The 26,387-nt window shown below is 58.6% G+C and carries 21 protein-coding genes; 7 read left to right on the top strand and 14 right to left on the bottom strand.

Annotation, left to right across the window (positions count from 1 at the left end):
* Positions 1–57 precede the first annotated feature (57 nt).
* Positions 58–3,750, top strand: a complete 3,693-nt coding sequence (locus tag MHK04_RS04635; RefSeq protein WP_239207991.1) for an acyltransferase family protein — start codon at positions 58–60, stop codon at positions 3,748–3,750.
* 185 nt (positions 3,751–3,935) lie between these two features.
* Here MHK04_RS04635 and MHK04_RS04630 read toward each other — a convergent pair whose 3' ends face one another.
* Both MHK04_RS04630 and MHK04_RS04625 read right to left on the bottom strand, forming a co-directional pair.
* Positions 3,936–4,259, bottom strand: coding sequence for a putative quinol monooxygenase (locus MHK04_RS04630; RefSeq protein WP_023021947.1), 324 nt, complete (start codon positions 4,257–4,259; stop codon positions 3,936–3,938).
* Between the two features lie 86 nt (positions 4,260–4,345).
* Positions 4,346–4,936 (bottom strand): hypothetical protein, encoded by a 591-nt coding sequence (locus MHK04_RS04625; RefSeq protein ID WP_200287916.1) that lies wholly within the window; start codon positions 4,934–4,936, stop codon positions 4,346–4,348.
* A 167-nt stretch (positions 4,937–5,103) separates the two neighbouring features.
* Here MHK04_RS04625 and MHK04_RS04620 point away from each other — a divergent pair, with 167 nt between their 5' ends.
* Positions 5,104–6,018: an AEC family transporter gene (locus MHK04_RS04620; RefSeq protein ID WP_239207990.1), complete on the top strand. Its 915-nt coding sequence runs from the start codon at positions 5,104–5,106 to the stop codon at positions 6,016–6,018.
* 4 nt (positions 6,019–6,022) lie between these two features.
* Here MHK04_RS04620 and MHK04_RS04615 read toward each other — a convergent pair whose 3' ends face one another.
* A complete protein-coding gene (locus MHK04_RS04615) occupies positions 6,023–7,756 on the bottom strand; it encodes an alpha/beta-hydrolase family protein (protein ID WP_239207989.1) in 1,734 nt (577 codons plus the stop codon).
* Positions 7,723–9,531, bottom strand: coding sequence for an ABC-F family ATP-binding cassette domain-containing protein (locus MHK04_RS04610; RefSeq protein WP_239207988.1), 1,809 nt, complete (start codon positions 9,529–9,531; stop codon positions 7,723–7,725). The genes MHK04_RS04615 and MHK04_RS04610 overlap by 34 nt, the downstream gene beginning before the upstream one ends.
* 417 nt (positions 9,532–9,948) lie before the next feature.
* On the opposite strand from MHK04_RS04610, the gene MHK04_RS04605 reads away from it, so the two are divergent.
* Positions 9,949–10,968 (top strand): hypothetical protein, encoded by a 1,020-nt coding sequence (locus MHK04_RS04605; RefSeq protein WP_239207987.1) that lies wholly within the window; start codon positions 9,949–9,951, stop codon positions 10,966–10,968.
* Here the strand turns inward: MHK04_RS04605 and MHK04_RS04600 are convergent, their stop codons facing one another.
* The 4 genes from MHK04_RS04600 to MHK04_RS04585 form a co-directional block, all read right to left on the bottom strand.
* A complete protein-coding gene (locus MHK04_RS04600; protein ID WP_239207986.1) occupies positions 10,969–11,949 on the bottom strand; it encodes a 4-(cytidine 5'-diphospho)-2-C-methyl-D-erythritol kinase in 981 nt (326 codons plus the stop codon).
* Complete coding sequence (rsmA, locus tag MHK04_RS04595) at positions 11,949–12,809, bottom strand: 16S rRNA (adenine(1518)-N(6)/adenine(1519)-N(6))-dimethyltransferase RsmA (protein ID WP_239207985.1); 861 nt, start codon at positions 12,807–12,809, stop codon at positions 11,949–11,951. Before rsmA ends, MHK04_RS04600 begins: the two co-directional genes overlap by 1 nt.
* Positions 12,810–12,880: 71 nt before the next feature.
* Complete coding sequence (locus tag MHK04_RS04590) at positions 12,881–14,062, bottom strand: resuscitation-promoting factor (protein ID WP_023021955.1); 1,182 nt, start codon at positions 14,060–14,062, stop codon at positions 12,881–12,883.
* Positions 14,063–14,347: 285 nt separating this feature from the next.
* Positions 14,348–15,175, bottom strand: coding sequence for a TatD family hydrolase (locus MHK04_RS04585; protein ID WP_239207984.1), 828 nt, complete (start codon positions 15,173–15,175; stop codon positions 14,348–14,350).
* A gap of 25 nt (positions 15,176–15,200) precedes the next feature.
* Between MHK04_RS04585 and MHK04_RS04580 the strand changes: the two genes are divergently transcribed.
* Both MHK04_RS04580 and MHK04_RS04575 read left to right on the top strand, forming a co-directional pair.
* On the top strand, positions 15,201–15,695 hold the full coding sequence (locus tag MHK04_RS04580; RefSeq protein ID WP_239207983.1) for a GNAT family N-acetyltransferase: 495 nt from the start codon (positions 15,201–15,203) through the stop codon (positions 15,693–15,695).
* 10 nt (positions 15,696–15,705) lie between these two features.
* A complete protein-coding gene (locus tag MHK04_RS04575; protein ID WP_023021958.1) occupies positions 15,706–16,206 on the top strand; it encodes a GNAT family N-acetyltransferase in 501 nt (166 codons plus the stop codon).
* Between the two features lie 113 nt (positions 16,207–16,319).
* Here the strand turns inward: MHK04_RS04575 and metG are convergent, their stop codons facing one another.
* The 3 genes from metG to rsmI form a co-directional block, all read right to left on the bottom strand.
* On the bottom strand, positions 16,320–18,152 hold the full coding sequence (gene metG, locus MHK04_RS04570) for a methionine--tRNA ligase (RefSeq protein ID WP_084279147.1): 1,833 nt from the start codon (positions 18,150–18,152) through the stop codon (positions 16,320–16,322).
* A gap of 151 nt (positions 18,153–18,303) precedes the next feature.
* Complete coding sequence (locus MHK04_RS04565) at positions 18,304–20,160, bottom strand: BCCT family transporter (protein ID WP_023021960.1); 1,857 nt, start codon at positions 20,158–20,160, stop codon at positions 18,304–18,306.
* Between the two features lie 247 nt (positions 20,161–20,407).
* Positions 20,408–21,262 carry a 16S rRNA (cytidine(1402)-2'-O)-methyltransferase gene (gene rsmI / locus MHK04_RS04560; RefSeq protein ID WP_239207982.1) on the bottom strand — a complete coding sequence of 285 codons (855 nt, stop codon included), beginning with the start codon at positions 21,260–21,262 and terminating at the stop codon, positions 20,408–20,410.
* A 24-nt stretch (positions 21,263–21,286) separates the two neighbouring features.
* Between rsmI and pmt the strand changes: the two genes are divergently transcribed.
* Positions 21,287–22,906: a protein O-mannosyltransferase gene (gene pmt / locus MHK04_RS04555; RefSeq protein WP_023021962.1), complete on the top strand. Its 1,620-nt coding sequence runs from the start codon at positions 21,287–21,289 to the stop codon at positions 22,904–22,906.
* A 17-nt stretch (positions 22,907–22,923) separates the two neighbouring features.
* On the opposite strand, the gene MHK04_RS04550 is transcribed toward pmt, so the two are convergent.
* Complete coding sequence (locus MHK04_RS04550; protein ID WP_239207981.1) at positions 22,924–23,625, bottom strand: zf-HC2 domain-containing protein; 702 nt, start codon at positions 23,623–23,625, stop codon at positions 22,924–22,926.
* Positions 23,612–24,025: a DoxX family protein gene (locus MHK04_RS04545; RefSeq protein ID WP_023021964.1), complete on the bottom strand. Its 414-nt coding sequence runs from the start codon at positions 24,023–24,025 to the stop codon at positions 23,612–23,614. Before MHK04_RS04545 ends, MHK04_RS04550 begins: the two co-directional genes overlap by 14 nt.
* Before the next feature lie 154 nt (positions 24,026–24,179).
* Between MHK04_RS04545 and MHK04_RS04540 the strand changes: the two genes are divergently transcribed.
* Complete coding sequence (locus MHK04_RS04540) at positions 24,180–24,896, top strand: DNA-3-methyladenine glycosylase I (protein WP_023021965.1); 717 nt, start codon at positions 24,180–24,182, stop codon at positions 24,894–24,896.
* Positions 24,897–24,910: 14 nt separating this feature from the next.
* Here the strand turns inward: MHK04_RS04540 and sepX are convergent, their stop codons facing one another.
* Entirely contained in the window at positions 24,911–26,308 is a 1,398-nt protein-coding gene (gene sepX / locus MHK04_RS04535) for a divisome protein SepX/GlpR (RefSeq protein ID WP_239207980.1), read from the bottom strand.
* Between the last annotated feature and the right edge of the window lie 79 nt (positions 26,309–26,387).

Genomic DNA, 26,387 nt, shown 5'->3' with positions numbered 1-26,387 from the left:
CGTACGCAGGCTAAAATAGTCCGTTTAGAAAATATACGTAGTGCTTTGGGAGTTTTTGTGAAGCAGATTTTGCGCTCACTGCTGGGCAAGAAGAAACCTGGGCGTTCAGATGAACCACGCCCATCGGTCTATCAGGCAGTAAAGCCCAAAGCTGGCTCCACCAGTACATCTCGCCCTTCTGAGAACAAGGCCTCCGCGCCCCAAAAATCAGACAACACCGAGTCCACCACCGGTGCAAAGCCCACGACGCCGCAAGGCAAGTCCAAGGACCAAGCCAAGGAGAAGCCTACAAAGGCCCCCGAGGCCAAACCCGCGGCTGAGGGCACCCCCCGCCCCAGCACCGCGAAACCGCACGCTTCTCAGACCAATTCCGCTCAACCGCAACAGGTTAAGCGGTCCGCGCAGACACCTGCAGCCAAGGAGCCAAAGGCCAAGCCTGCCACTCAAAAGTCTGCGCCTAAGCCTGCCGGCGCCAAGCAAGACGCGCCAGGGGTTTCTCCTAAAGCAGCTACAAAGAAGCAGGCAGAATCGCGCGCGCCGGAAAAGAAGCCACAGCGCAACGCACATGAGCCGGTTCAGCGTCCACGCCGCGGTGCGAATTTTAGTACCCCGCCTACCCAGGCCGCCTCAAAAGACGACTCTGCCCGTGGTGCTTCCCCTAAACCTGCCGCAAAGCCTTCTCGGCAAGAGACCGGAAGGCCCTCACAGCAGGCTCGGCCTGCCACGCAAAAGCCAGCGCAGCCTCCCAAGCCATCCACTCCGCCTAGCGCAAAAAAGGCTTCCCAGAAAGCGGCGGCACCGCGCTCGTCCGCAACTGAAGCAAAGACGGTTTCTAAACCGGCCGCACAACAAAAATCCCATCCGCAACAGCCCAAGCCTGCCACCACCAAACCGTCCCCAAGTAAACAGCAAACGCACAAGCCAGGCCCACAGAAACGCGTACAGACACACCCGACAAAGGAACAGTCCAAGCCACAGCCATCATCACCTAAGAAGAAGGCTCAGCCTTCTAATCGTTCCCAGCCATCTCAAGGCAAAAGTTCATCGCGCACGCCTACGGCACCACAGCAGAAGTCTGCCCCAGCAGCATCATCGAACGCCCCAGCGCCGAAGAAGGGCACCACTGCCCCAAAGCCACAGGAAAACACCCCAAAGGGCGCAGCGAACGCTCCCCAAAAGCAAACTAAGCCGGCTCAGAATAAATCCGCCGCCAAGGAGGAGAAGGCAGCGCCAGCAAAGCCTCAGCAAGGCAGCCCTTCACAAACCAACCTCCACAAGCAGCAGCCGCAGGGACAGCAGCCACGGCCCAAGGAGTCTATGCCACAGGGCAAGGCCAAGAAGGCTACAAAGCTGCGTCCACAGGTAAAGCCAAACGATATCAGCCGCGGATTGGCCCGAAAGTCACAACAGGTAGGCACTCCCACCCCGGCTCAGCAAAATCCAGCACGCGCTGCCCAGAAGTCAAAGGATAAGCAACAGCCTGAACAGCCTCAGCCGAAGCAGGTAAAGCCCCAAGCTGCTTCTAAGGGAGCATCTGCCAAGGCAGGCAAGTCCGCGGCTGAGGGTGCCATCGCGGGCTCGGGTGCGGTAGCCGCTACCGCCGCAGAGAAGAAGCGCGAAAACGCGCAGTCGCCCCAGTCACAGCAACCAGCGTCCGATAAGAAAAAGGCCCAAGCTGTGGCGACGCAGGCACCAGCGGCTGCGAATAAACCTGCACCTCAGAAGGCTCCGGCTGGGCAGTCAGAAGGCAAGTCCAAATATCCGCTTCAAAAACAGACCAAGGACCCTGAGGCGCTGGCGACACCGCCGGAGAGCAAGGTAGTCAAGAAGAAGCGCCATGCCCGCCTCCGCCAGGTCAAGGGGCTTGACGGACTGCGCGGCCTCGCGGTCATTGCCGTGGTGCTCTATCACTTCTTCCCTGCCCTCCTTCCCGGAGGTTACTTGGGCGTTGACCTCTTTTTCGTCCTTTCCGGATTCCTCATCACCTCGTTGCTGGTGCGTGAATTCCGTACCTCCGGCAGGATTAGCTTGAAGGACTTCTGGGTGCGACGATTCCGGCGTATCCTCCCAGCCGCAGTATCAGTTCTCGTCATGTGCACCGCACTGGTGGCATGGATCGGCGGGGACTTAGCGGTGGGCTTGCGCCAACAGTTCTTGGGCACTTTGTTCTTTGTCAATAACTGGACACAGATTGCGACCTCCCAGTCCTACTTCGCGGACAATGAGATTCAGGTCTTTGCCCACTATTGGTCGCTGGCCGTGGAAGAGCAGTTCTATGTAATTTGGCCGCTCCTTATCACGGGCATTTTCCTCATTTCTCGCCATAAGCCGCGCCGACTTCCTATCCTCGTGTCCACGCTTTTAGCCCTCGGATCCGCCGTGGCCATGGCGCTTATCTTCGTGCCCGGTGAGGACCCGACGCGTGTCTACTACGGCACAGACACCCACGCTTTTGGCCTGCTCACTGGCGCCGTGCTGTCTCTCCTGATGACTTCTACCCAATCGAATCCACAGGCCGATTCTTGGGCCGCGGCGGGCAAGGCTGAATCCCGCATCGCTGGAGTCATCGGCACTTTGGCTCTCATCGGCTACGGTGCGCAGCTATTCCTCATGCCGGATGACGCGGAGTTCACCTACCGCGGTGGGCTCTTCCTCACCAGCGTGCTCGGTGTCCTTATGGTGTGGGGCGTGGTCCGCGAATACGGTCCTATGACCCCGCTATTTAGGACCAAGGTCATGCGCTGGTTTGGTCAGCGGTCCTTTTCGCTATATCTCTGGCATTGGCCGGTCATCATGATGCTCAAGGCGCTTTTCGAGGGCAACCAGAATTCCGATAAATCGTGGATTCTGGGCCTGGTGGCCGTACCTATTTCGCTGCTACTGTCCGAGATTTCCTACCAGTTCATTGAGAATCCTTTCCGCCGCGGCGGCTATAAGAAGACATGGAACACCTACTGGTCGTCCCGCCCAGGTTTTAGCGAATTGCGCGACGGATTTGGCAAAACCATGTGGCCGGTAATCCCGTTCCTCGTCATCGCCTCGGTGGCCGGGGTAGTCTACGGCGTAATTAACTCCAGCGATAAGACCGAGTTGGAGCAGCAATTAGAGCAGCTTCAGCAGCAGAACCAGAGCAGCAACAATGCTCCGGCTCAACCTAATGATGCTGCCCCGCAGCCGCCTGTCGCGGGCGACGCCGACAAGGATGACTCGAAGAATACGAAGACCCGCCCCATGCCGCAGGGCAAGGACATTACCGCCATCGGTGACTCAGTGATGCTGGCTTCTAGCGGCGCCCTCAAACAACGCTTCCCGCAGATTTACGTCGACGCAGACGTATCCCGCCACTACACTGCAGGCATTCAGATTCTGCAGCAGCTCAAGGATTCCGGAAAGCTGCGCGATACCGTCTTCCTCGGGTTCGGTACCAATGGCCCTGCCTTCCCGGATCAGATCAAGGAAGCTCTCGATATCATCGGCAAAGACCGCACCGTTGTCATGGCTGTACCCTATGGTGACCGTGAATGGATGTCCCAGTCCCAGCAGGATGTCCTCGACGCAGCCAAAGAATACGACAATGTATACGTCGCTGACTGGTGCGGACACGCTCAGAGCGACCCCGCAATCCTCTATTCCGATGGTGTTCACCCAATGCCAGAGCGCACCGGCGAGTACTCGGACGCATTCTACGATGCTCTGCAGCAGTACTCGAAATACGACAAGACCGTGTCCTCGCAGTGCGTGCCGCAGTAAGGCAAAGGCAATATGGGGAGGTAACGGCGTCGGCAAGCGCCTAGCCCCTCCCCCGCCCTTCGCGCTCACGGAGGGCTCGTGCTCCACGGATAGCAACGACCACAGTGAGCGCGAAGGGTAGTGAGCTAAAGAGAAAAGGCTCGTCTTCTACCACGTGGTAGAGGACGAGCCTTTTCTCTTTAGGATTAGTCGACGGAAAATTCGCCCATCTTGTCCCAGCCGGTGCGGCCGTCAATATGGACGTTAATGATGTCTGGGGTTTCCACGAGGTACTTCGGGAACTCCTCGGTCGAGCGCTGGAAGTGCTCGCTCTGGACGTGCTCGACATCCTTGCCGTCGGCGTAGGACTCCAGAAGCAAGAAACGCTGACGATCTTCTGGATCGCGGAACCACTTGAAGTCGATGCAGCCCGGCTCTGCATTGCAGGCCTCGGTGTACCAGTTGATTTCATCGAGGAAGGTCTCTGCGTATTCGGGCTTGACGTGGAACTGTACGTTGATCAAAATCATGCCCCGATTCTACCGGCGCCGTGCGGCTTCGTCATCGTTGCAGATGAATGCTAAGAACGCGGCGGAATCGAGGCTTGGGGAAAAGTTTAGTTGAGGAAGAACTCCGCAACATAGATGTAGGTCCCGTCGTAGGCGGTTGCCACGCCAAAGCCGTGCTGGGGAGCAGCGTTGACCGGGACATCGCGGTTGAACCAGTTCAGGCGATCTTGCGCCTGCTGTTCGCTAAGGCGACGAACTGTGCCCTGGCCCTCGTCCTTGTGATTCAAACCGTGAGCAATGCCGCCCTTGTACTCAAGCTTGCCGGCAGCACCTTGATTGGCCCATTCCTGGGCGATAGCCGCTGCACGCGCATCTTTATGGTGCCCAGCCTTTTCGAGGTGGGCGGTGGTGGCGGCGCCTAGCTGGCCGGCAACCTTGGGCGCCTGGCCCACCGGTTTGGCGAGGAATTCTGGCAGCGGGATATTGTACTTCTCAGCCAGCTCATAGGCCTGCGGCGGCAGGGTGAGGCGGAAATCTTCTAAAGCGGCGAAAGGATCAGAAGAAAGCTGCTGAGCCTGCGAAGAAGCCTGCTGGATCTGTGGCGGCAAGGCCGGCTGAGCAGAGGCCACGGTGGAAGTACCGGTGACGACAAGAGCGGTGGATACGGTGGCTACGATTGCGCGGTGAGAAAGCTTCATGCCCTCCACCGTGCCATAAAGCACAAGCAGTGTGGAAGGCGTTTCCGTGGTGCTCAGGCATTTCGATACAACTTTGTTATGGTCCCCCGTGTCTTATGACCGACAGAGATAATGGGACAATTGCCCACAGCGAATTTTTCTTTAGTACTGCGAAAGGTTGTTGACTGTTGCTGGACGTATTGACCGGTTTTGCAATCATTTTCGTAGTCATCGGTGTGGGATTTGTGCTGGCGCACAGGGGCGTTATTGGCAAAGGCGAGGCACGATTGCAATTCAATCGAACGGCCTTTTGGGCGGCCACGCCGGCACTCATTTTCTCCAGCGTGGCTAAATCCGATACCTCTGCCTTCGTGTCCCCAGTGGTGGCTGTTATAGCTGCTGCATCCATCGCCACCATTGCGTTGTATTGGCTGTGTAGCCAGCTATTCTTTTCCCGCAGCGGTGCCGAAACCATGGCCGGTGCCGCAGCGGCAAGCTATTACAACTCAGTCAATATCGGTCTGCCCATCGCTACCTATGTCATTGGTGATGCCACGTATGCTATCCCGGCCTTAGTTCTGCAAATGGCGGTGCTTTCTCCGTTTATCATCGCGGGGCTCAATGCGCAGGGTACAAGCCTGCAATCTATATGGCGCTCCGTAGTCTCAGGGGTTACCGCGCCCGTAGTGTTGGCAGCGGTGGCGGGATTCATAGTCTCCGCGGCAAGGTGGCAGGTACCGGAAGTAATAATGAAGCCACTGGAGATTCTGGGCGGCGCCTCTATCCCCATGATTCTCATGAGCTTTGGTGCCTCTTTAAAGGGCGACGCGCTGCTGGAGGAAGACCGCCTGCCCACCATTACCGCGACGGTATTGAAGTTGGTGGGAATGCCCGCTATCGCGCTGGCCGTTGGTGCAGCGCTAGGTCTTGACGGCGCGGAGTTGTATGCTGCGTTAATTCTGGCTGCCTTGCCCACGGCACAGAACGTGTACAACTATGCCGCCACCTATGAGGTAGGAGAAACCGTAGCCCGGGATACGGTTTTTCTCACGACCTTCCTCTCGCTGCCGGCGATGTTGGCGATCGCGGCCCTGTTTGGCTAAACACCTAGTAAACGCCGACGTCGAGCGCGGCGAATTCGTGCTGTAGCTCATCGGGGTCGATGGCTCCTGCCACGTCTGGACCTGCGATGGCGGCAAAGCCATCAAGTACCGATGCTCCATAGTTGTGACCGTGCCCATCGGAAACGTCTTTTGCACCGGGCAGATCGGCCGCCACTTGGAGAGAGGAGATGATGGGCATCCATCGCATCACGCGCTCGGCAGAATACGGCGTCCGTTCGCGCATCCAATCCGGCTCTTTGAAAGCCATCTGTGGAGACCACCAGGCCACTGGGTCCGAGGGATGTTGGATATAGAGCATGCGGGTGCGTCCCCACTCTTCTTCCGGCACCGGTCCCCACTGGCGTACCTGCGCGTCATCGTTAGCAAAACGCACCACGAGGCCCCCGGCGTATTCGGGGGAAATTTCGGAGGATCCGGGATCACGCCTTTCCACAAATTGCGTGCGCAGGCGATTGAAGTGCGGCGGGCCGGTAAGGAGGATTCCGTCCACAGAATTGGCAATATCACGCACTCCAGAAAACGCTGCTTCGATGCCCGTAGTACCCAAGGATTCGCCGTATAAGTAGAGCTTCGGGCGCTTGCGTTCTGGCAGACCGTTCCACCAGTCCACGATGGGGTTGATGAACTCTTCCCCGGCGCGCTCTACCTGGCCACCGCCCGATAGGAAGTGCAGGGCGGAAGGCATAGCGGAGTATTGGGCAGCCGCAATGGCGGTATCGCCACCGTAGAGTAGTTCGAAGGCTTGAGCAGAATAGGAAGACACCCAGCCCGTACCGGTGGTCATAATGAGAAGCAGGGCTTTGCGGTCTTGGGCGTGGGTGCGCTCGAGTTCGTCGATGAGCAGCTGCGCTCGCTCCTCATTCGAGTCACGATTGCCCAATCCGGCATAGGCGCGGATGGGTTCCTTGGCAGGCTTTCCGCTTACCTTCTCCAATTCCGCGCGGTGCGCACCGGAAGAAAGGAAACGCGAGCCCTGCAGGCCCACGCCGTTCCAGTCCACACGGGACTGCGGGGAACCACTGCGCTCTGCGGACATAGGCCGCTTCATGGCGGGATCGGGGTCGGCGTTTTGAGCGGTAAAGATCCTCTCGCCCACGCCAACGATGGCGCCAGGGATGAGGTTTTCCACGGTATACGTGCCCACTAGGGCAACGATGAGCACCGCACCCACGACGCGGTAGGCGGCGCGAAAGCGGTGGGGAAAGTGGCTGGAGAGCCAACGCACGCAAAAGCGCAGCACGCGCAGAATAAAAAGGAAAGCAGTGAATACTGCAAGAGCGAGCGGAACCACAAGAAGATAGCTGGCAATGGTCGGCGCTGGGGCGGCTAGGGCATCTGCAAGTTGACGCTGCCAGCGCACGGCGAAGACCGCAAAGCCCACCATCCACAGCACAAAAACTCCGGTGGCGATGCGAGAAGCAAGGCGGTAGCGCCGGGGCGGCCACGTGGTGGCATCGAGCCAGGAATACCGTGGTGCCGCATAACGCACTACGAGGCGGTACCACACGTGTTTGAGGGCAACACCCAGCGTATAACCAAGTCCTGCGGCAATGCCGGAGACCAGCCCTTGGTAGAGCCAGTCACGCGGCAGGAGGGATGGGGTAAGGCCTAGGGTAAAAAGCGCCGCAGCGCCGATAATGCCCCACAGGTCAAGGTGGCCGACGATATCGGCGATGCGGGCTTCTACCCTTCGAGCTTCTCCCCCAACTCTAGCCATTCCATCTCCAGTTCCTCGTAGGCGCTACGGTTGTCCTTTAGTTCTCCGTCTAGCTCGGTCAAGGCTTGAGTGTCGACCTTTTCCGCGGCAGTCGCCATCTTCTCATTAATCTGCGCGGCCGCCTTCTCGAGCTTGTGCATCTTGCGCTCCAGCGCGTTCATTTTCTTGGTGATTTCACGTTCTTGCTGGGAAGAGAGCTTCTTTTCCGGCTTAGGAGCAGAGCTGTCTGGCTTCCTTTCGCCCAAGTTGAGCACGCCGGAGTTGTGTTGCGCCTCAAGTGCGGCGCGCTTGCGCAGGTACTCATCGATGCCGCCGGGAAGGTTGGTGAGTTTGCCATCACCAAAGAGCGCATAGGTATTGTCCGCGATGCGCTCAATGAGGTAGCGATCGTGCGAGATAACCACCATCGTGCCCGGCCAAGAGTCAAGGAGAGACTCCAGTTCCTGTAGGGTATCGATGTCGAGGTCGTTGGTGGGCTCATCGAGCAACAGCACATTGGGCTCGGCCATCAGTACGCGGGTGAGCTGCAAGCGGCGGCGCTCGCCGCCGGAGAGATCCCCCACCGGGGTGCGCTGGCGCTTGGCGGAAAACCCTAGGCGCTCAGCAAGTTGGGAGGCAGAAAGTTCCTTTTTGCCGAGCTGGACATAGGTGGCAACGTCCTCGACGGCGTCGATAAGCCGACGCTGCGGATCCAAGTCATCGAGCTCTTGGCGCAACCAGCCAAGGCGCACGGTTTGGCCCTCGATGCGCTTGCCGGCCGCCAGCTCGTATTCGCCGGCCAGGGTGCGCAGCAGCGTGGTCTTACCGGAGCCATTGACGCCTACCAAACCAATGCGCTCGCCGGGGGCTAGGCGCCAGGTAAGGTGATCCGCCAAGGTGCGATCGTCTGGGGACTTCACGGTGGCATCCTCAAGCTCGATGACCACGCGACCTTGGCGCTGCTTAGAAAAGGCCATGAGCTCGACCTTATTGCGCGGCTCCGGCACGTCTGCGATGAGCGCCTCGGCAGCTTCAATCCGGTAGCGCGGCTTGGACGTGCGGGCAGGCGCGCCACGACGCAACCATGCCAGCTCTTTGCGGGCGAGGTTCTTGCGTCGCTGTTCCATGGCATCGGCCTGGCGGGCGCGCTCGGCGCGGGCGAAGGTCCAATCGTTGTAGCCGCCCTCGTAGGTATCAACCACGCCATCGTGGACTTCCCAGGTCCACGTGGCTACGGTGTCGAGGAACCAGCGATCGTGGGTGACCACGACTACGGCCAAGTTGCGCTTAAGGAGGTGATCTGCGAGCCACTGCACTCCCTCCACGTCAAGGTGGTTGGTGGGCTCATCGAGCACCACGAGATCCAAGTCCTGTACCAGCGCGGCGGCTAGGTTCACGCGGCGGCGCTCGCCACCGGAGAGTGAGCCAACTGGGGTATCCAATCCCAAATCCACAATGCCCAGGCCGCCCAAGACATCGCGCACCTTGGCATTGGATGCCCACTCATAGGTTTCCAGTTCGAGGGGTTCGATAATGACTTGGGCGATGGTCAGTTCATCGGGTAGATCGAAGCGCTGGGTGACCACGGCCATGCGTAGATCAGAGGTATGGGATACGCGGCCGGCATCGGGTGGTTCGATGCCGGTAAGTACCTCCAGCAAGGTGGTTTTGCCACCGCCATTAACGCCGACGATGCCGATGCGATCGCCGCTTTGCACACCTAGGGACACCCCGTCTAAAAGGGTTTTTAATCCATAAGTTTTGCTGACTTGCTCGAGGTTAATCAGGTTTGCCATAACGAGTGTCCATCTTAATACCTCCCTGCCTGTACCCCCGCATTTCTGCAACCTATTGCTATTGATTTTCAAGTCCAATACTCTGCCAATGTATGAAACGCTACACACTTTCTCTCTGCGCCGTGCTTTCCACTGCGGCGATAGCCATCGCTTCCTGCTCTGCCCCCCACCGAGGAAGAAAAGGACTCACTGCACTCCCACGACCACGCACATAGCGAAGCCGAGCATGCCCATGAACACGACCATGACCATGACCACGAGCACGGCCATGACCACGCCGGACACTCACACGAAGGCTTTGAAGCCGAAGAGGGAGAAACCGAGGTAGCCCAGCTGCCCACCCGCATCGTTATCTCCCATGCGGATGGTCTAACCGCCTATGACGCCAAAACGGGCAAAGTAATCGGCGAGGACAAGATGAATGCCTTCCTTCGTCTCAGCGATGCCGGCGATAATCGCCACGTCATGGTCACTAAGGGCGATAGCTTCCTCACCTACGACACTGGGCGCATCACCAAGGGCCATGGCGATCACAACCACTACTACACCGCTGAGCCCGCGCTTGGCGACGCCCCCAATAAGGCACCGCATGCCGGCCACGTGGTCCACCACGATGGCTTTACCGCACTATTTTCCGATGGTGATGGCGTGGCAAAGATTTATAAGACCGAAGACATTGGCAAAAAGGACGCCCAGCCAGTCAATACCGTTGGCACCGGGGCCGCACACCACGGCGTGGCCGTACCGCTGAAGGATGGCTCGGTGGTCATCACTAAGGGCACCGAGGACGAGCGCCACACCATCCAGCATCTGGATAAGGAGGGCAAAGTTCTTACTGAGACCACCAAATGCCCTGGTATCCACGGCGAGGCTGCCGCTGGAAACGGCAATATTTTCTTTGGCTGCGAAGACGGCCCGGTGGTCTTTGATGGCAAGGAGTTCCACAAGGTAGACGCCTCTGCTTATGCCGGTGCAGGCGGCTACCAGCGCTCTGGCAATGCCGCCGGTTCGGAGGAATCCGATGTCATCCTGGCCGATAATAAGACCGACAAAGACGCAGAGCTCGAACGCCCTACCTCCGTAACCTTGGTAGATACCAAGGATTTTTCGGCCAAGAAGGTAGACCTCGATGCTTCTTATTGGTTCCGCTCCCTAGCCCGCGGCCCGCTGGGCGAGGCACTTGTGCTGACCACCGACGGCAAACTCAACGTCATCGACCCAGATTCCGGTGAAATCACCAAGCAGATTGATGCCATCTCCCGGTGGAAGGAAAACAAGGAATGGCAGCAACCAGGACCTATCCTTCAGGCTGCCGATGGCTATGCCTTTATCACTGACGCCCAGAAGAAGCAGCTCGTAGTCATTGACCTCCTGCAGGAAAAGGAAGTCAACCGCTTCGACCTCGACATCGAGCCCACCGAAATGACGGTGCTCTAGCTACAGCACCACGGCGCCGCTAGCTGGCCCCTGGGTAGCCACTCCCTTGGTTCCGGGAATCTCCACCGTCACTTGGGACACTACTTCCTGAGCTTCTTCTGCCCCAGCGCAAAGGAAGGCACAGGTCGGACCACTGCCGGAGACAATCCCTGCTAGGGCTCCGGCGGCCACACCGGCCTCCAAGGTCTTGCGCAGGTCTGGGCGCAACGACAGCGCTGCCGGCTGCAAATCGTTATGCAAGTGCTGCGCCACTCGGTGCGGATCGCCCGAGATGAGCGCCTGCGATACCGCTGCGGTGTCCAGGTGTGGCTCACCGCCGCGACCCTTTTCCCGCATCTCATCGAGCTTATGAAAGACCTGCGGGGTAGAAAGCCCACGGTCCGAGGCGATGAGCGCCCAATCGTAGGTACCGCGCGTCATCATCGGGGTCAGCTGCTCGCCGCGCCCCGTGCCGAGCGCGGTGCCTCCCAGCAAGGTGAAGGGAACATCCGAGCCCAATGCCGCGCCCAGCGCGTCTAGGATTGGCTCCCCCACCGAATCGATGCCGTAATAGCCGCCATAGCAGCGCTCGGCCAATCGCAGCGCGGCCGCCGCATCCGCCGAACCACCTGCCATGCCACCGGCGGTAGGAATGGCTTTGTGGATTTCCAGCGCTACCTCCGGCAGCGCCTTCGGCCCATGGGTGCTGTACAGGTACTGCATGATACGGTTTACCGCGGTCCACGCTAGGTTCGTATAGTCTTCTGGCACGCCCTGCGCGTGAGGGCCTGTAACCTTCAGGCCCTGAATGCGTGGCTTATCTACCTCGGGGTTCCCCAAGTCAGTCAGCGTTACTGTGTCATGTAGCTCTAAGGACTGAAAAACACTGGCAAGCTCATGAAACCCATCCTCTCGCGGTTCCTCCACTCCCAGGTGAATATTGACCTTGGAGTGAGCCCGCGCCGTGTAGACGAATGGTTCGTTATCGATGGGGGCGGTCATTAGATTCCTGCCAATCGTACGAAGTCCTCCACGGCGAGCTTTTCGCCGCGTTGCTTCGGATCGATGTCCGCAGCTCGCAATGCTTCCTCGGCGGCTGCTCCCGAACCAAAGTGACCCGACAATGCCGCACGCAGGGTCTTGCGGCGTTGGGCAAAGGCGGCGTCGATAACCGGCCAGACCTTAGCACGCGACTCGTCAGTGACGGGCCACGGAGCAGAGTCGAAGACGTCAATACGCACCAACCCAGACTCAATATTGGGCGCAGGCCAAAAGACGTTCTTACCAATAGTGCCCGCCTTGGAGACCTTGCCATAAAATCCCGCTTTGACCGAAGGCACGCCGTACACCTTGCTGCCCGGCTGCGCAGCTAGGCGGTCCGCCACCTCTAGCTGGACCATAACCAGCACGCGACAAATGGAAGGAAAAGTCTCCAATAGGTGCAGCAGCACCGGGACGGCCACGTTATACGGCAAGTTGGCTACCAGAGCGGTCGGCTCAGTGACGTCAGCTTCTGTTACCCGCAGTGCGTCCTTTTCCACCACCTGAAGACGCTGGGCATATTCCGGGGCGCGCTCAGCCACGGTATCGGGCAGCTGTGCAGCCAGGCGCGAGTCGATTTCTACCGCGGTAACTTTTTCCACAGCCTCTACCAGGCCGAGGGTTAGCGAGCCCAAGCCCGGCCCCACCTCGAGGACGCGGTCTGCGGGATCCAACTCGGCCGCAGCGACGATGCGCCGAATGGTATTCGGATCATGCAGAAAGTTCTGCCCTAGCTTCTTCGTGGGCACAATGTTGAGCTTCTCCGCGAGGGCGCGGATCTCTACGGGGCCCAAAAGCGCGGCGCCGGTGGAATCAGTCATGCCTTCTAACTTAGTAGAAGAGATGAAAAAGCCGCACACCACTTAGGTGTGCGGCGATAAAGCGCTTCAGTCTAGCGCAGGCCCAGCTTGGAAGTACATGCCGGCCAAGCGCCCCAACCCTGCGCCGCCTGCACCTTCTGTGCCACGGCAATCTGTTGCTCGCGGGAAGCCTGCCATGCCTCCGGTGCGTACTCGGTGCCACCGAATGCGGCCCAAGTGGATGGAGTGAACTGCAGGCCACCGGAGAAGCCATTGCCGGTATTGATAGCCCAGTTACCGGTAGCCTCGCACTGTGCGATGGAATCCCAGACGGAGCCATCGGCGACAGCCGGAGCAGCAGCACCAGAGTTACCGCCCTCCTCTGGCTTTTCTTCTTCGGCCTTCTTGGTGCCGCGGGCGATGGTGGCAGCCTTAGGCTCTACGGTCACCTTTTCTTTGATGACGTCATTAGATTCCTTGGCGCCGTCCTTCATCACCAGCTTGCGAGTGATAACGCGCTTGCCCTTAACGCCTTCCTCGCGGACCTCTTCGGTGCCCTCTTCCAGCTCCGGGTCATCAACAAAGTTAGGCTCGGCTTCGAACTCTTCCTCAGAGTCATAGGTCGTAGTGGAAACCTGATCCACCTTGATGGACATGCCATCGGTAACCTTGGTGTCCTTGGACGGGAAGACACGATCATCGTCATCAACGTCGATATTGCGCGCCTTAAGAACGTCCTCGACGGTCTTAGCAGCAATCTTGGTATAAGTTACCTTGCCACCATCATTAATCTTGACGATCTTCGGGGAAACGACCTCTAGGTCCATGCCCTCTTCCAGCTGGGCATCCTGGTCCACGTCAGCGTCACCGGACTTGACGGAAGCGCCCTTGGCCACGCCGCTCAAGTTACCCAATAGGTCAGAAACGGTGAGGTCGGTGGTGGACAACTGCTGCTGCACGCCGTCGATAGTCACGGCCACCGGCTTGGCGGTGCGAACGGAGATCTCATCGCCATCGCCCACAGACTCGGACGGTGCCGGGTAGACGATGTCTTCCTCGCTCACCTGAACGCCAGCTGCCTCCAGCGCGCCGTCAACGTCTTTGGCAAAGGTAGCCAGTTCCACCTTGTCGCCGTTAACGTCGACGGTGACATCCTTTTGTGCCGCAACGGCAACGACGCCGCCCACGGCCAAGGTACCCAAGACGCCACCCGTTGCCAGACGCAGTGGCAGCGAGCGGGAGTTATTGATGCGCTTGATTTGATGAGGTGACATGCTGAATGAATCTCCGATAGTGCAGGTTTCAACAATTATTAGAGTTTAGGCCAGCAAGAATTTCCGCGCAGGCAATTGCATTGCTCAGATCTGCTGCTGCCGCACCGTGGGCGGCGCTGCGGATCCCTAAAACCTAAACGAACGATTAATAACAATACGATAACAGCAACATAAAGTCGAGAACCAATCCGCCACATGCCTCACTGAGCACACAACCGCCACACCAAACACCCACGCCACCCCTGGCCAGCGGGTTTTGAAATTGTGAAAACCATCACCCAGGAGTTAGCCCAGGCCGTAGACGCGGTCAAAGGTTTCGTTAACCTCCGCCGCTAGCGCCTGCACCGTCTGGTGGCGTACACGGGCGATGCATTCATATGTGTGCCCGATAAGAGCCGGTTCATTGCGTTGGCCGCGGAAGGGTTCTGGCGTCATATACGGTGCATCAGTTTCCACCAGCAGCTCGCCGGCCGGCGCCTTGGCAGCCGCCCGCCGCAGCTCGGCGTTGCGCTTAAAGGTTACGTTGCCGGCAAAGGACAACACGTAGCCGCGCTCCAAGGCCTCCTCTGCTACCTTCAGCGGCGAGGAGAAGCAGTGCAGCATGACGGTGTGGGGAGCGGGGGCGTCGGCAAGGATGCGCAGCAAGTCCGCATCCGCTTCGCGGTTGTGGATCATCAGCGTCTTGCCATGGCGCACTGCAAGGTCAATATGCCACCGCAGGGATTCCTCTTGCTGGGCCATGGTCGCGGTGGTCTCTGGCTCATGCTGCACCCAGTACGCATCCAGTCCTGTCTCCCCCACCGCGACGCAGCGCGGATCCGCCACCATCTCTTCCAGCGCTGCCTTGGTCGGCGCATCCAACTCATTAGCGCGCACTGGGTGGATGGCACAGGCAGCATAAACATCCGGGAAGGCATGTGCAGTCGCCAGAGCCGCTGCCGATTCGCGGCGGTCATCACCAACCGTCACCATGCGGCTGATACCGGCGGTGCGTGCGCGATTCACCAGCACTTCATCGGTGTCCTTGTGCGAGAAAAGATGCGTGTGCGCATCAATAAGGCCACTGAGGCCCGGTGCCGGAACGGGAGTGGGTCGTCGCTTCTTTTTAGCCATGCACGCAATTGTAATATTGGCTGCCATGTTGATCAGACCCGCCGGCCTTGCGGATGTGCCCGCCATGACCGAAACCCTCAACTGGGCCATCGCACACACCGACGCCATCTTCCGCGCTACCCCGGCCAGCATCGCAGAGCGCGAAGACTACCTACGCAAGCTGTGGGAAAAGGACTGCCCATGCCTCGTCGCGGAGTCCGATTCTGGCGACTACCTGGGGTGGGCGCTCTACCACCCCTACCGCGATCCGCAGGTATGGACAGGCTGTTATGAAACCACCATCTATCTTTCCCCCACCGCTCAGGGCCAAGGCGTAGGCACTGCTTTACTTGGCGCCTTGGTAAAGGCGGCGCGCGCCGATAAAAAGGTTCATTCGCTGCTCGCCCTCATCGTCTCCACCAATGCGGCATCACTTAAGTTGCATGAAAAGTTTGGGTTTGAAAACGTGGGTATTCTTAAAGAGGTTTGCTACAAGTTCGATCGTTGGCTGAGCCTCACCCACCTACAACTTCTGGTGTAAAGGAATTTCTATGCATATCCGCCCTGCCGAGCTTGCCGACGCCCCCGCGCTCACCGCCATCTACAACGCCGGCTCCGCAGCGAAACCCGCCGCCAACTTGGTCACCTGGCAAGAAGATGTGGCTGACCGTGAAAAGTGGCTCAAGGAGATGTTTGAGGCCGGCTCCCCGGTCTTCGTAGCCGTACACGATGATGAAATCATTGGTTGGGCCGCCTATTTCCAGTTCGTGACCCCTGCCATCTATTACGGCACCGTCGAAGATTCCGTCTACATTGCTCCCTCCGCCCAGGGCAAGGGCGTAGGCTCCGAGCTTCTCGACGCCCTCATGGACTACGCCGCTGATGACAGCTACGTACAGACGATGATCACCTATATCGTCGATACCAACGAAGGCTCTATCGCCTTGCATAAAAAGTTCGGCTTTACCGAGACCGGCCGTATGCCGAATATCCATACCAAAGACGGCGTCCGCCTCGGCCTGGTACACCTCCAGCGCGATTTCCAGCGCTAACCGCCAGGTTTTTCCCCGCCGCTCCGCGCCCCTCAGCACTGGAGCACACAAATAGCCGCGTTATGCCCTTAACTTCCTAAAAATCGGGCGATAACGCGGCTATTTATATGGTGTTACTTGGAGACAGGCGCCCACTCTGGACCGGTTTCACCCAGCTCTGGGTCCAGCTTGGAGACGAGCGGCTTAGGCTTTGTCAAAGCGGTGCCCGGCTCTACTTGGATGCGCTCCCACTTCGCCTGCTGCTGGGTGTAGTCACCCATGATAATCGGATATTCGTGGCCCTCTGGCGGTAAACCAGCGCCCACGAGTTCTACCGGAATATCGTCCTTGACGTCGTGTACCTCCGGCTGGGCGGCCCACACGCCGCTGCGGCCCAAGGTTTCGTGCACCTTCTGCGCGGTAAACGGCAGGTAGGGCGTGAGCATGACATTGCAGTCAGAAACGACTTGGAGGGCGGTCCACAGCACGGTGGCTAGACGCTCGCGCTGAGACTCATCCTTGGCTAGTTTCCATGGCTCCTGGTCTGCAATATAGGCATTGGCCTCGCCGACGACGTGCATGATAGCGGTAATCGCCTGCTTAAATTTGGACTGCTCCAGCAAACCACCGGCAGTGTCGAAGGTCTCCTCCGCCAGCTGCAGGATTTCTTTGTCCTTTTCTTCTAATGCTGCTGGTGCGGGAACCTCTCCGAAGTTCTTAAAGGCCATAGATACGGTGCGGTTGACCAAGTTACCCCAGCCATTTGCCAGCTCATTATTGATACGGCGAACGAACTCATCCCAGGTAAAGTCCGTGTCATTGTTTTCAGGGCCAGCCACGGCAATGAAGTAGCGCAGGGCGTCAGGGCCGAACTCCGCCAAGAAGTCCTTGACATAGATGACAACACCCTTGGACGAGGAGAACTTGGATCCAGACATGGTCAAGTACTCGGAGGAGACGATTTCCGTAGGCAAGTTGAGCTCGCCGTACTTGTGGAGTTCCCCGCCCTTGTTGCCCTTACCGGCATAGCCCAATAGCTCGGCCGGCCAGATCTGGGAGTGGAAGGTGATATTGTCCTTGCCTTGGAAGTAATAGTGGCGGGCGTCTGGGTTCTGCCAAAAGTCCTTCCAGGCCTCGGGCTGACCGGTGCGGTACGCCCATTCGATGGAGGAAGACAGATAGCCGATGACCGCATCGAACCACACGTAGAGTTTCTTGGCGTTATTGTCCTGCCAGCCCTCGACGGGGATAGGAATTCCCCAGTCAATATCGCGCGTCATGGTGCGCGGGCGCATATCTTCAAGCAGGTTCAGGGAAAACTTCAGTACGTTCGGGCGCCAATCTTCGCGGGTAGAAAGCCACTTTTGCAGCTCATCCTTGATGGCTGGCAGATCCAGTAGGAAGTGTTCGGTTTCGATGAATTTCGGGGTCTCACCGTTGATCTTAGATACGGGGTTGATAAGGTCCACGGGGTCGAGCTGATTGCCGCACTCATCGCATTGGTCACCGCGGGCGCCATCCGCACCGCAAATTGGGCAGGTGCCCTCGATATAGCGGTCCGGCAGGGTACGTCCGGTAGACGGCGAAATAGCGCCCTTGGTGGTCTCTTTGAGCATGTAACCGTTGGCATACAGGCCTTTGAACAGCTCCTGCACCACGGAGTAGTGGTTACGGGTGGTGGTGCGAGTAAAGAGATCATAGGACAGGCCAAGGTTGGACAAGTCAGTAACGATCTGACGGTTATAGCGGTCTGCGAGCTCACGAACGGAAACGCCCTCTTTATCCGCCTGTACCAATAGCGGAGTGCCGTGCTCATCCGTACCCGAGACCATGAGTACGTTGCGGCCACGCATTCGCTGGAAACGTGCAAAGACGTCGGAAGGAACACCAAAACCGGCCACGTGTCCGATGTGGCGCGGGCCGTTGGCGTAGGGCCAAGCAACATTAACTACTACAGACTCAGTCATGGGTTCTACTTTATCGAAGCCGACTCCTATACACACGATTAGGGCAGACATTTCTCCCGCAGGTGAACTGCATTTTCAGCAGAAAGCGCCCACCGCTTCCCTACCACTAAGGAAACAATGGGCGCTTTAGAGCAGCCGCGAAGAAAGCGATTTACTTCCGCTTCATCGGGTGCTTCAGGCGTTCGTTGCGGCGCTTCTTCAGAACCTGCGTGCGCTGGTACTCGCGGTGCAGGCGGCGCTCGCGGGCCATCTTGCGCTGGAACTGCTGTGCCTCGCGGTATTCGAGGTAGATAACATCCTCGCTCAACGCCTTGTAGATGGCGAACATCAGTCCAACCACGATGAACAGGAATGGCAGTGCAGCAACGATGGTGACGTTCTGCAGGTTAGACAGTGCATCCTCATTGGCCAAGAGCAGGGTCAGGCCTACCAAGGCAGTCAATCCACCCCACGCGGCGGAAAGCCACGGCTTAGCAGTAGCGGCACCATTTTGGGACATGGAGCCCATCACCGTGGACGCGGAGTCTGCCGAGGTAACGAAGAAGGTAGCCAACAGGATTGCTGCAACGATGCCGGCAACGAAACCGCCAGGCATGGACTGCAGGAGGTTAAACAGCTCTTCCTCGGCAGATTCGCCGGTGATGGATTCGCCGTTTTGCTCCATGTGGATGGCGGTGCCACCGAAGATAGCGAACCACAGGGTGGATACGCCGGCTGGGATGAGCAGGACGCCCAAGCAGAATTCGCGGACGGAACGGCCGCGGGAAATACGAGCCAGGAACATGCCCACGAACGGGGACCAGGAAACCCACCAAGCCCAGTAGAAGATCGTGTAACCGGAAAGCCACTCAGCGGCGGCGCCGTTTTCGGACTCGGCGGTGCGGCCGATCATCTCGGTGAAGTAGTTGAGGTAGTTACCAATGGAGCCAGGAATCTGGTTCAGGATGGTAACGGTCGGGCCCAAGATGAACACGAAGATCGCCAACACTGCGGCGAGGACCATATTCGCATTGGAGATATACTGAATGCCCTTGCCCACGCCGGACATCGCAGACAGGATGAACGCGAGGGTCAGAACCAACACAATGCCGATAACCACGGAGTTGGTGGGATTATCGATGATTCCGGATGCCTTCAGTCCGGCCTGAATCTGCAGGGCACCCAGGCCCAGGGAGCAGGCGGTGCCGAAGACGGTGGCGAAGATAGACAGGATGTCAATGAGCTTGCCCACTGCACCATTAGCATTACGCTCGCCAATCAGCGGCACGAAAGCCTGGCTCAACAACTGCTTACGGCCGATGCGGAAGGTGGAGTATGCAATGGCCAAGCCAACGATGGCATAGACCGCCCAAGGGTGCAGCGTCCAGTGGAACATTGCATAGGCCATGGAAGATCCAACGTTGCCGGTGCCCTCACCTGGGGTGCCGTCACGGTAGTTAGCTAGCGGCTCGGAGGCACCATAGAACATCAGGCCGATGCCCATACCGGCGGCAAACATCATGGCGATCCATGAGGGCGTGGAAAATTCCGGCTCCTCATTAATGCGGCCCAGCTTGATGGAGCCGAACTTGGAGGCGGCAATGAAGACAACGAACACCACAAAGACGGTGCCGAAGAGAATGTATGCCCAACCAAAGTTGTCGACTACCCAGGTCAGGGCCGAAGCGGAGAAGTTGGCAAAGTTATCCGGGGCAGCCAAACCCCAGACGACGATCGCGGCAACAAGCACGCCGGCGATGCCGACGATGGACCAATCGATTGGCATATTGTCACGATCGGCCGCAATTTCTACCTCAGGATCGTCGTAGCGCTCCGGGTGGAAACCGTCGGAGTGAATCATATCCTGCAGCTGGCCGGTGGCAGATTGTGCGTCCAGCTGTTCGTCTACAGTCTGATAATTCTCAATAGGCTGCTCGCTCGAAGAAGCCGAAGCCGGCTGCGCATGTGCGCCGACCGGTTCCTTTCCTTCTTCTGGCACGCCTGTGCCCATATTTTCCGAGTTTGTCATGAACTATACAGTGGTGCGGAACTACTCAATTATCAAACGAAGCACGCATAAACTTCGCTGCTCAACGCCGTTTGCCAGGGATTTTCCACGAAAATCTGAGGGGTTTTTACGCTTCATTTCCCCATGTAGATAGCGCTTTAAGTCGCTCACACGCCCAAAAACTATAACAATTCAGTTACAAAGGGGTCATTAGTGAGGCTGTCTACCGGTGCTACAAGGTGTGTCGTAGTCGAAAAGACACTGCCGGTTAAGACTTGCGGACTTGCAAAGCGGCGTCGTAAAGCTCGCGGTTGGAAACCTCGGTGCCTTTCGCTACCTGCTTACACGCATCCTTAAGCCGCATTCCCCCTGCCGCCAATTCGAGCGCTTGGAAAACCAAATCTGCGGCGGTGGCAGCCGCGGCAGTACCGCCTTCAATTACCACGGTGATCTCTCCCCGGGCTCCTTCTGCCGCCCACTCGGCCAGCTCACCCAAGCTGCCACGGCGAACTTCCTCATAGGTTTTAGTAAGCTCCCTGCACACCGCGGCTGGGCGCTCGGCGCCGAGAACCTCCGCGGCCTCTGCCAGTGTTTCGGCCACGCGGTGAGGCGATTCGAAGAAGACAATGGCGCGCTTTTCATTCTGCAATGACTCCAGCCAGGCTCTGCGGGGGCCGGGCTTGCGGGGAGGAAAGGCGTCGAAGAGGAAATGCCCTACGCCTAGGCCAGACAGTGCCAGGGCTGTCGGCACGGCAGAAGGCCCGGGAAAGCAGGTCACGGGGATATCGCGCTCGGCCGCCGCAGCCACAATGGACAAGCCCGGATCAGAAATAATCGGCATACCGGCATCGGTGACAACAAGGACGGTGCCGGCCGCGGCGGCGTCGATAAGCTGCTGGGCGCGGTCTTTTTCATTGTGATCAAAGTTGGACACCACCCGCCCAGAAATCTCGATGCCCAAAGCTTGCGCCAAGTTCCGCACGCGCCGCGTATCCTCGGCCGCAATGACGTCCGCATGCTGCAAGGCATGCATTAAACGCGCGGAGGCATCTCCCACGTTTCCCAGCGGCGTGGCGGCGAGGATGACCCCGCGCGGTAGTGGATCCAGACCTGAAACAGACATATCTCTAGCATTCCATACTCTCTAATGCGCGGGCGCGGTGCCTTGTCGCCTAGACTCAACCAAGTGACTATTGCTACCGCTGCCCCATCGCGCACCACGCACGACACTGTGGCCCCGCCAGCGCCCCGCACCTATCAGTGGGGCAAGGCTGACTGGATAAGCACTAGCGTCGTTGGCGTACTCGCGCTCATTACCCGCTTTGCCGGATTGACCGCGCCCGTATCAAAGGGCACTCCTGTCTTTGATGAAAAGCACTACGTTCCGCAAGCCTGGGACATGGTGCGAAGCTGGGATAACCTCTTCATCGGAGGTATAGAATCCAACCCCGGTTATGGCCTGGTGGTTCACCCACCGCTGGGCAAGCAGATTGTGGCGCTGTCCGAATGGGTCGCTGGCTATTCCCCACTGGGCTGGCGTTTTATGACTGCCCTCTTCGGCGCAGCCACCGTGCTCTTGACGATGTCCCTGGCCCGCCGCGTCTCTTTATCCTGGCAGGTAGCAACCCTGGCTGGCCTCATCGCCGTCTTTGATGGTGTGCTTTTGGTCTCTTCCAAGTTCGGCATGTTGGACATTTTCCAGGTCTTCTTTGTTGTCTCGGCCGCCTGGGCACTTGCTCGCGATCATAATCAGATGCGCGAGCGCCTCCACAGCGCTTTCCTTAAAAATCGTTTGGGCTCCTCCGCCTTCGGACCACGCTTTGGATTCCGCTGGTGGCGACTCCTCGCGGGCGTCTGTCTTGGCCTTTCCCTGGGGGTGAAGTGGTCCGGCCTGTACTTCATCATGTTCTTTGGCCTCATGTCCGTCTTTAGCGATCTTGCCCTGCGCAAGCGCTATGGCGTACGCCGCTACATAGTGGGCACCCTCGTGCGCGATACTCCTGCTGCCCTAGCCTCCCTCGTACTGGTGCCGGTGCTGCTCTACGCCTGGACCTGGCGAGCGTGGTTTTCCTCCGAAACCGCCGTGTACCGCCACGCCAAAGTAGATGGAACGATCGAGGATGGATCGTGGCTGATGCACCTGCCTGAATCCCTGGCAGGCTGGTTCTACTACCATTCCTCTGTCCTAGAATTCCACGCCAGCCTGACTTCCTCCGGTGGCCACCACCACCCGTGGGATTCTAAGCCTTGGGCGTGGCTGGTAGCCGCCCGGCCCATCTTGTACTACTCCTCCACCGACCTGCAATGCGGTGATGGCAGCAACGAGTGCCGCAAGATGCTCTACCTTTTTGGCACGCCGGCTATCTGGTGGCTGGTCATCCCGGCCGTCCTGTGGGGACTGTGGTCACTTATCATTCGTCGCAATCGCAGCTTCCTCATCCCCTTGGTGGGCTTTGGGGCAGGTTTCTTGCCCTGGCTTGCAGCCTTTGACCGCCAGATGTACTTCTTTTATGCCACTGCGTTTATCCCCTTTGTCATCGTGCTCATTGCCTTAGCACTCGGCCAGCTCATCGGCCATGGCAGGCCAGTGCAGTGGGGATGGCTCAAGAGTTTGGCAGGCGGCCCTGTACGCTGGGGAACAATCGCCGCCGTGTTCTACCTAGCCCTGGTAGTGGCGATGTTCTTCTATTTCTCTCCCATTTTGTACGGCTACAAGATTCCAGATTCTTGGTACCACTCCATGATGTGGCTGCCTAGCTGGACCTAGCCGCACGAAAGCGGGGCTTATTGAGGTTGTGCGTTGAGGGACTTCCACCAGGCGCGCACCAAGTAGCCCTTTTCTGCCGCCCAAGCCCACGCCAAGCTGAAGATCGCCAGCGCGGTAGCGATAAGAAAATATACCTGTTCGATGGTTACGGTGCCCAGCGCAATATCGCGCATGCCGAACCCGAAGAGGAAAGCAAACATCGTGGCCGAGACCGGGAGCAGGCCGGTAAGCGCTGCGGGGCGCCAGGCACTAAAAAATAGGCCACAGGCCATGCCAAAGCGTACGGCTGCGCCTTCCATCAACAGGTTGGCTCGTTCCGGATCCGCCGTGGGATCTAAAACCTTTCCTTCCTCACCCAACGGTACGAGCCCGGAGGAATGGACGATGAGCGCTACTGCCCAGAGTGCAAAGATGGCGCCCATGAGCACCATGGCGGCACGCGCAACCGTCAGGTTGGCCTGGCGAGCGCTCGAGGTGCGCCGCCATTCCGGCTCCACACCGGCCAAAATGACTTCGGAGAGATCCGTTGGCGGCGCCATACCGGATTCCGCAGGCTCCACAAAACGCAATGATCGCGAAAGCGCGGCCGCCTTATCGCGAAAGGCGCGGCATTCGGCGCAGCTTTCCAAGTGTGCATCGATTACGTCCTCTGCCAGATCTGAGTGCTCACCGTCCAGCTGCGCAGAAATCGCCGCTTGGACTTGGCTATGCGTCAACATTGCTGAGCACCCCGTCCATGCTGGCTCGACCGGAGCCAAAAATCACGATCATCAATAAGGACATCAGCAATACCAGTGGGTATTCGATTCCGCCTTCGGCAGCAAAAAGACCATGTCCCAAATGCACAAAGTACAGTGCGCACCCCATCAGCAGGGCAAGCGCGCCGGCCACAAAAGTGGTGAGCAAACCGACGACGAGGAAGGCGCCCCCAACCATCTCCCCGATGGCGGCGATATAGCCGGAAAGCTGTGGCTGCGGCACCCCAAGGGCGGAAAATTGCCCCACGGTTTCGTCCATGCCGGTCATAAACATCTTGTCCACGCCGTGTGCGATAAAGATTAATCCGAGGACCGCTCGAAAAATAAGCAAAGCGGCATCGCGTACGGCAGGTCTATTCATGCTGAACAGATTACCCTGAACCCCTCACCCGATGCGAAGGCAATGGCCTACGCCCATACTGCTGGGAATTTCGCCCTTTGCCGGGGAAGGAACGGCATATAGTCACGCGGACTGTTTCAATGGGAACCAGGCAGAAAGATTAAAGGAGAACACCATGAGCAAACCAGCTACGCAGTCCGCAGAGCGCACCGCCTTAGTCTATGACGATGATGGACTTGGCCGCCCGCCTTGGGCAATGTCCTCGCCGATGTTGAAGGAGTATTACGACACCGAATGGGGCCTGCCTATTTTTGATGAAGCAGCTCTTTACGAGCGTTTGAGCCTCGAGTCTTTCCAGTCCGGGCTTTCCTGGGCGGTGGTTTTGAAAAAGCGCGAGGCCTTCCGTGCGGCTTTTTGCGACTTCGATCCTGAAAAAGTCGCTCAATTTACCGAACCGGATGTTGAGCGATTGCTTGGCGACGCCTCCATTATTCGCAACGAGACCAAAATCCGCGCCGCCATCACAAACGCCAAAGCCACCATCGCCCTACGCGAAGAGGGCGGGCTGGCGGAGTTCATTTGGTCCTTCCAACCGCCGGAGAACCTCTACCCCACCGCAATGGAAGATATTCCGAAAAAGAGCTACGAATCCAAGTTGATGTCACGCGAACTCAAGAAGAAGGGCTTCCGCTTTGTCGGCCCCGTCACCTGTTTCGCACTCATGGAGGCGATCGGCATGATTGATACCCATCTCATCGGCTCTCACCGCCGCGGAACCTCCGGGGTATGGCACGACAGCGGTGTGCCGCATTATGGCCTAGCGCAGGAATACAACGCGCTCACGAACCCGCGGTCAGCGCCTTCCACTGAACTCCGGAACGCGGCCTGCTAAGTCGGCACCAGTTCCTATCCAGCGCGACGGGCTGCTAGGTCATCGCGCCGGCTATAGCCGTCGGGCCCGGCGTGGGGGCCATCAAAATCGCCGTCTTCCCCATCGTTATAGCGCAGCGGAAGGTGCACAAAGTCAGGGCTTTCGTCATCGATCTCCACGATCACAGCGCCTGGGCGGCGCAAGTTGCGCGGAATCTTCAAAGCTTCATCCTCTGCGTTGCGCACGCCCAAACGGGCGCGGCGCAAGTGGCGCACACGGCGGCGCATCAGGGCTCGCTCCTGACGGACCTGAGCGCGAAGAGCCATCAGATAGACAACGGTGAGCGCACCGGCCACCGCAGCCAACCACCAGGTCCAGCCGCCGGCCACGATCCCCAGGGCCACCGTGAGTACCACGGCCACGGCTAGGCCCAGCAGGGTGCGCTGACGGCGCTGGTAACGAGTAACAGACTTTTCCTTTTCTGCTACCGGGTCCCAGCCGCCACGGCCCATGCGACGCTGCGCGAATTCCACCTCATCCTCGGACAGGTTGGTATCCATACCGGCGTCGTCTGCTGCAGCGGTTTCCATGAGTTCCCCAGAGTCCTCGGCCTCTGCCTTGTCCACGGATACCGGCTCAGCGTCAGCCGCAACTTCCGAATCGGCAGAATCCTTCTCAGCGACCTCGGCCTTATCTACGGCACCGGGGTACATAAGGTCCACCGGCGAGGTATAAGTCTCGTCGTAGTCATAGGCATCACTCGCCACGGTAGAGACTGCGGGAGCGCTAAAGACCTCTGACTCGGCGGCAGCAATATCGGTAGAGTCATCTTTTGCGGCCTGGTCTGCGGCGTCTTCCTCGTCCTCAAGAAGTACGTCATCGGCATCATCGAATTCGGTGTCGTCACCAACTGCCGCCGTATCAGCCTGCTGGGAGGCTGGGACCGCGACTGCTTGGGGCTGAACTGCAGAATCGTCGCCTTCTACAGTCGCTTCCTCGACCAGTTCGCCGTCGATAGTATCTGCTTCTGGCTGAGTGTCCTCACCAGCTGCGGAGGAAGACGCCGCAGAAAACGCACGGCTGCCGGTACCGAAAGGCTGGGACTTAGCGCGGCGGGCAGCACCGGCAATAGTCACGGAGCGCGAAGAGGGCTTAGTAGCCTCGGCATCCGACTCATCCACGCCGGTGTCTGCGGCCTCTACTACTTCATAGTCCGCCTCGTCCTGGTCCTCGCGGCGGTGCACATCATCGGCACGCAGGCGTGGACGCCGGCGGCCAGCGACCTTGCCAGAATCTCCTTCAAAAAGGACGCGAGTATCTTCAAAGGCCTCACCAGTATGGCTCATTGGGCGGTTATTCCTACCCAGAATCCATGGTGCGAGGACGAAGAGCCACACCACGATGATCGCGATAACCGGCACAGCTGTCGACACGAAAAGGACCTTCCCCTTGAATACAGATGATTACTCCACTCTAAACGGTGAAACCGCACCATAGCACCCCAAATTCCCA

The sequence above is a fragment of the Corynebacterium nasorum genome (assembly GCF_022345765.1).
Lineage (GTDB): Bacteria > Actinomycetota > Actinomycetes > Mycobacteriales > Mycobacteriaceae > Corynebacterium > Corynebacterium kefirresidentii.
This window is presented reverse-complemented; position numbering and strand designations above follow the sequence as displayed.

Coding starts and splice junctions, on each gene's coding strand:
- MHK04_RS04625 (WP_200287916.1), bottom strand. CDS start 4,936: ATGAAGCTTTCTCACCGCGCAATCGTAGCCACCGTATCCACCGCTCTT.
- MHK04_RS04575 (WP_023021958.1), top strand. CDS start 15,706: ATGCATATCCGCCCTGCCGAGCTTGCCGACGCCCCCGCGCTCACCGCC.
- MHK04_RS04615 (WP_239207989.1), bottom strand. CDS start 7,756: ATGGCTAGAGTTGGGGGAGAAGCTCGAAGGGTAGAAGCCCGCATCGCC.
- pmt (WP_023021962.1), top strand. CDS start 21,287: ATGCGCGGGCGCGGTGCCTTGTCGCCTAGACTCAACCAAGTGACTATT.
- MHK04_RS04565 (WP_023021960.1), bottom strand. CDS start 20,160: ATGACAAACTCGGAAAATATGGGCACAGGCGTGCCAGAAGAAGGAAAG.
- MHK04_RS04605 (WP_239207987.1), top strand. CDS start 9,949: ATGAATGCCTTCCTTCGTCTCAGCGATGCCGGCGATAATCGCCACGTC.
- MHK04_RS04610 (WP_239207988.1), bottom strand. CDS start 9,531: ATGGCAAACCTGATTAACCTCGAGCAAGTCAGCAAAACTTATGGATTA.
- MHK04_RS04550 (WP_239207981.1), bottom strand. CDS start 23,625: ATGTTGACGCATAGCCAAGTCCAAGCGGCGATTTCTGCGCAGCTGGAC.
- rsmA (WP_239207985.1), bottom strand. CDS start 12,809: ATGACTGATTCCACCGGCGCCGCGCTTTTGGGCCCCGTAGAGATCCGC.
- MHK04_RS04630 (WP_023021947.1), bottom strand. CDS start 4,259: ATGATTTTGATCAACGTACAGTTCCACGTCAAGCCCGAATACGCAGAG.
- MHK04_RS04585 (WP_239207984.1), bottom strand. CDS start 15,175: ATGGCTAAAAAGAAGCGACGACCCACTCCCGTTCCGGCACCGGGCCTC.
- MHK04_RS04600 (WP_239207986.1), bottom strand. CDS start 11,949: ATGACCGCCCCCATCGATAACGAACCATTCGTCTACACGGCGCGGGCT.
- MHK04_RS04580 (WP_239207983.1), top strand. CDS start 15,201: ATGTTGATCAGACCCGCCGGCCTTGCGGATGTGCCCGCCATGACCGAA.
- metG (WP_084279147.1), bottom strand. CDS start 18,152: ATGACTGAGTCTGTAGTAGTTAATGTTGCTTGGCCCTACGCCAACGGC.
- rsmI (WP_239207982.1), bottom strand. CDS start 21,262: ATGTCTGTTTCAGGTCTGGATCCACTACCGCGCGGGGTCATCCTCGCC.
- MHK04_RS04590 (WP_023021955.1), bottom strand. CDS start 14,062: ATGTCACCTCATCAAATCAAGCGCATCAATAACTCCCGCTCGCTGCCA.
- MHK04_RS04545 (WP_023021964.1), bottom strand. CDS start 24,025: ATGAATAGACCTGCCGTACGCGATGCCGCTTTGCTTATTTTTCGAGCG.
- MHK04_RS04540 (WP_023021965.1), top strand. CDS start 24,180: ATGAGCAAACCAGCTACGCAGTCCGCAGAGCGCACCGCCTTAGTCTAT.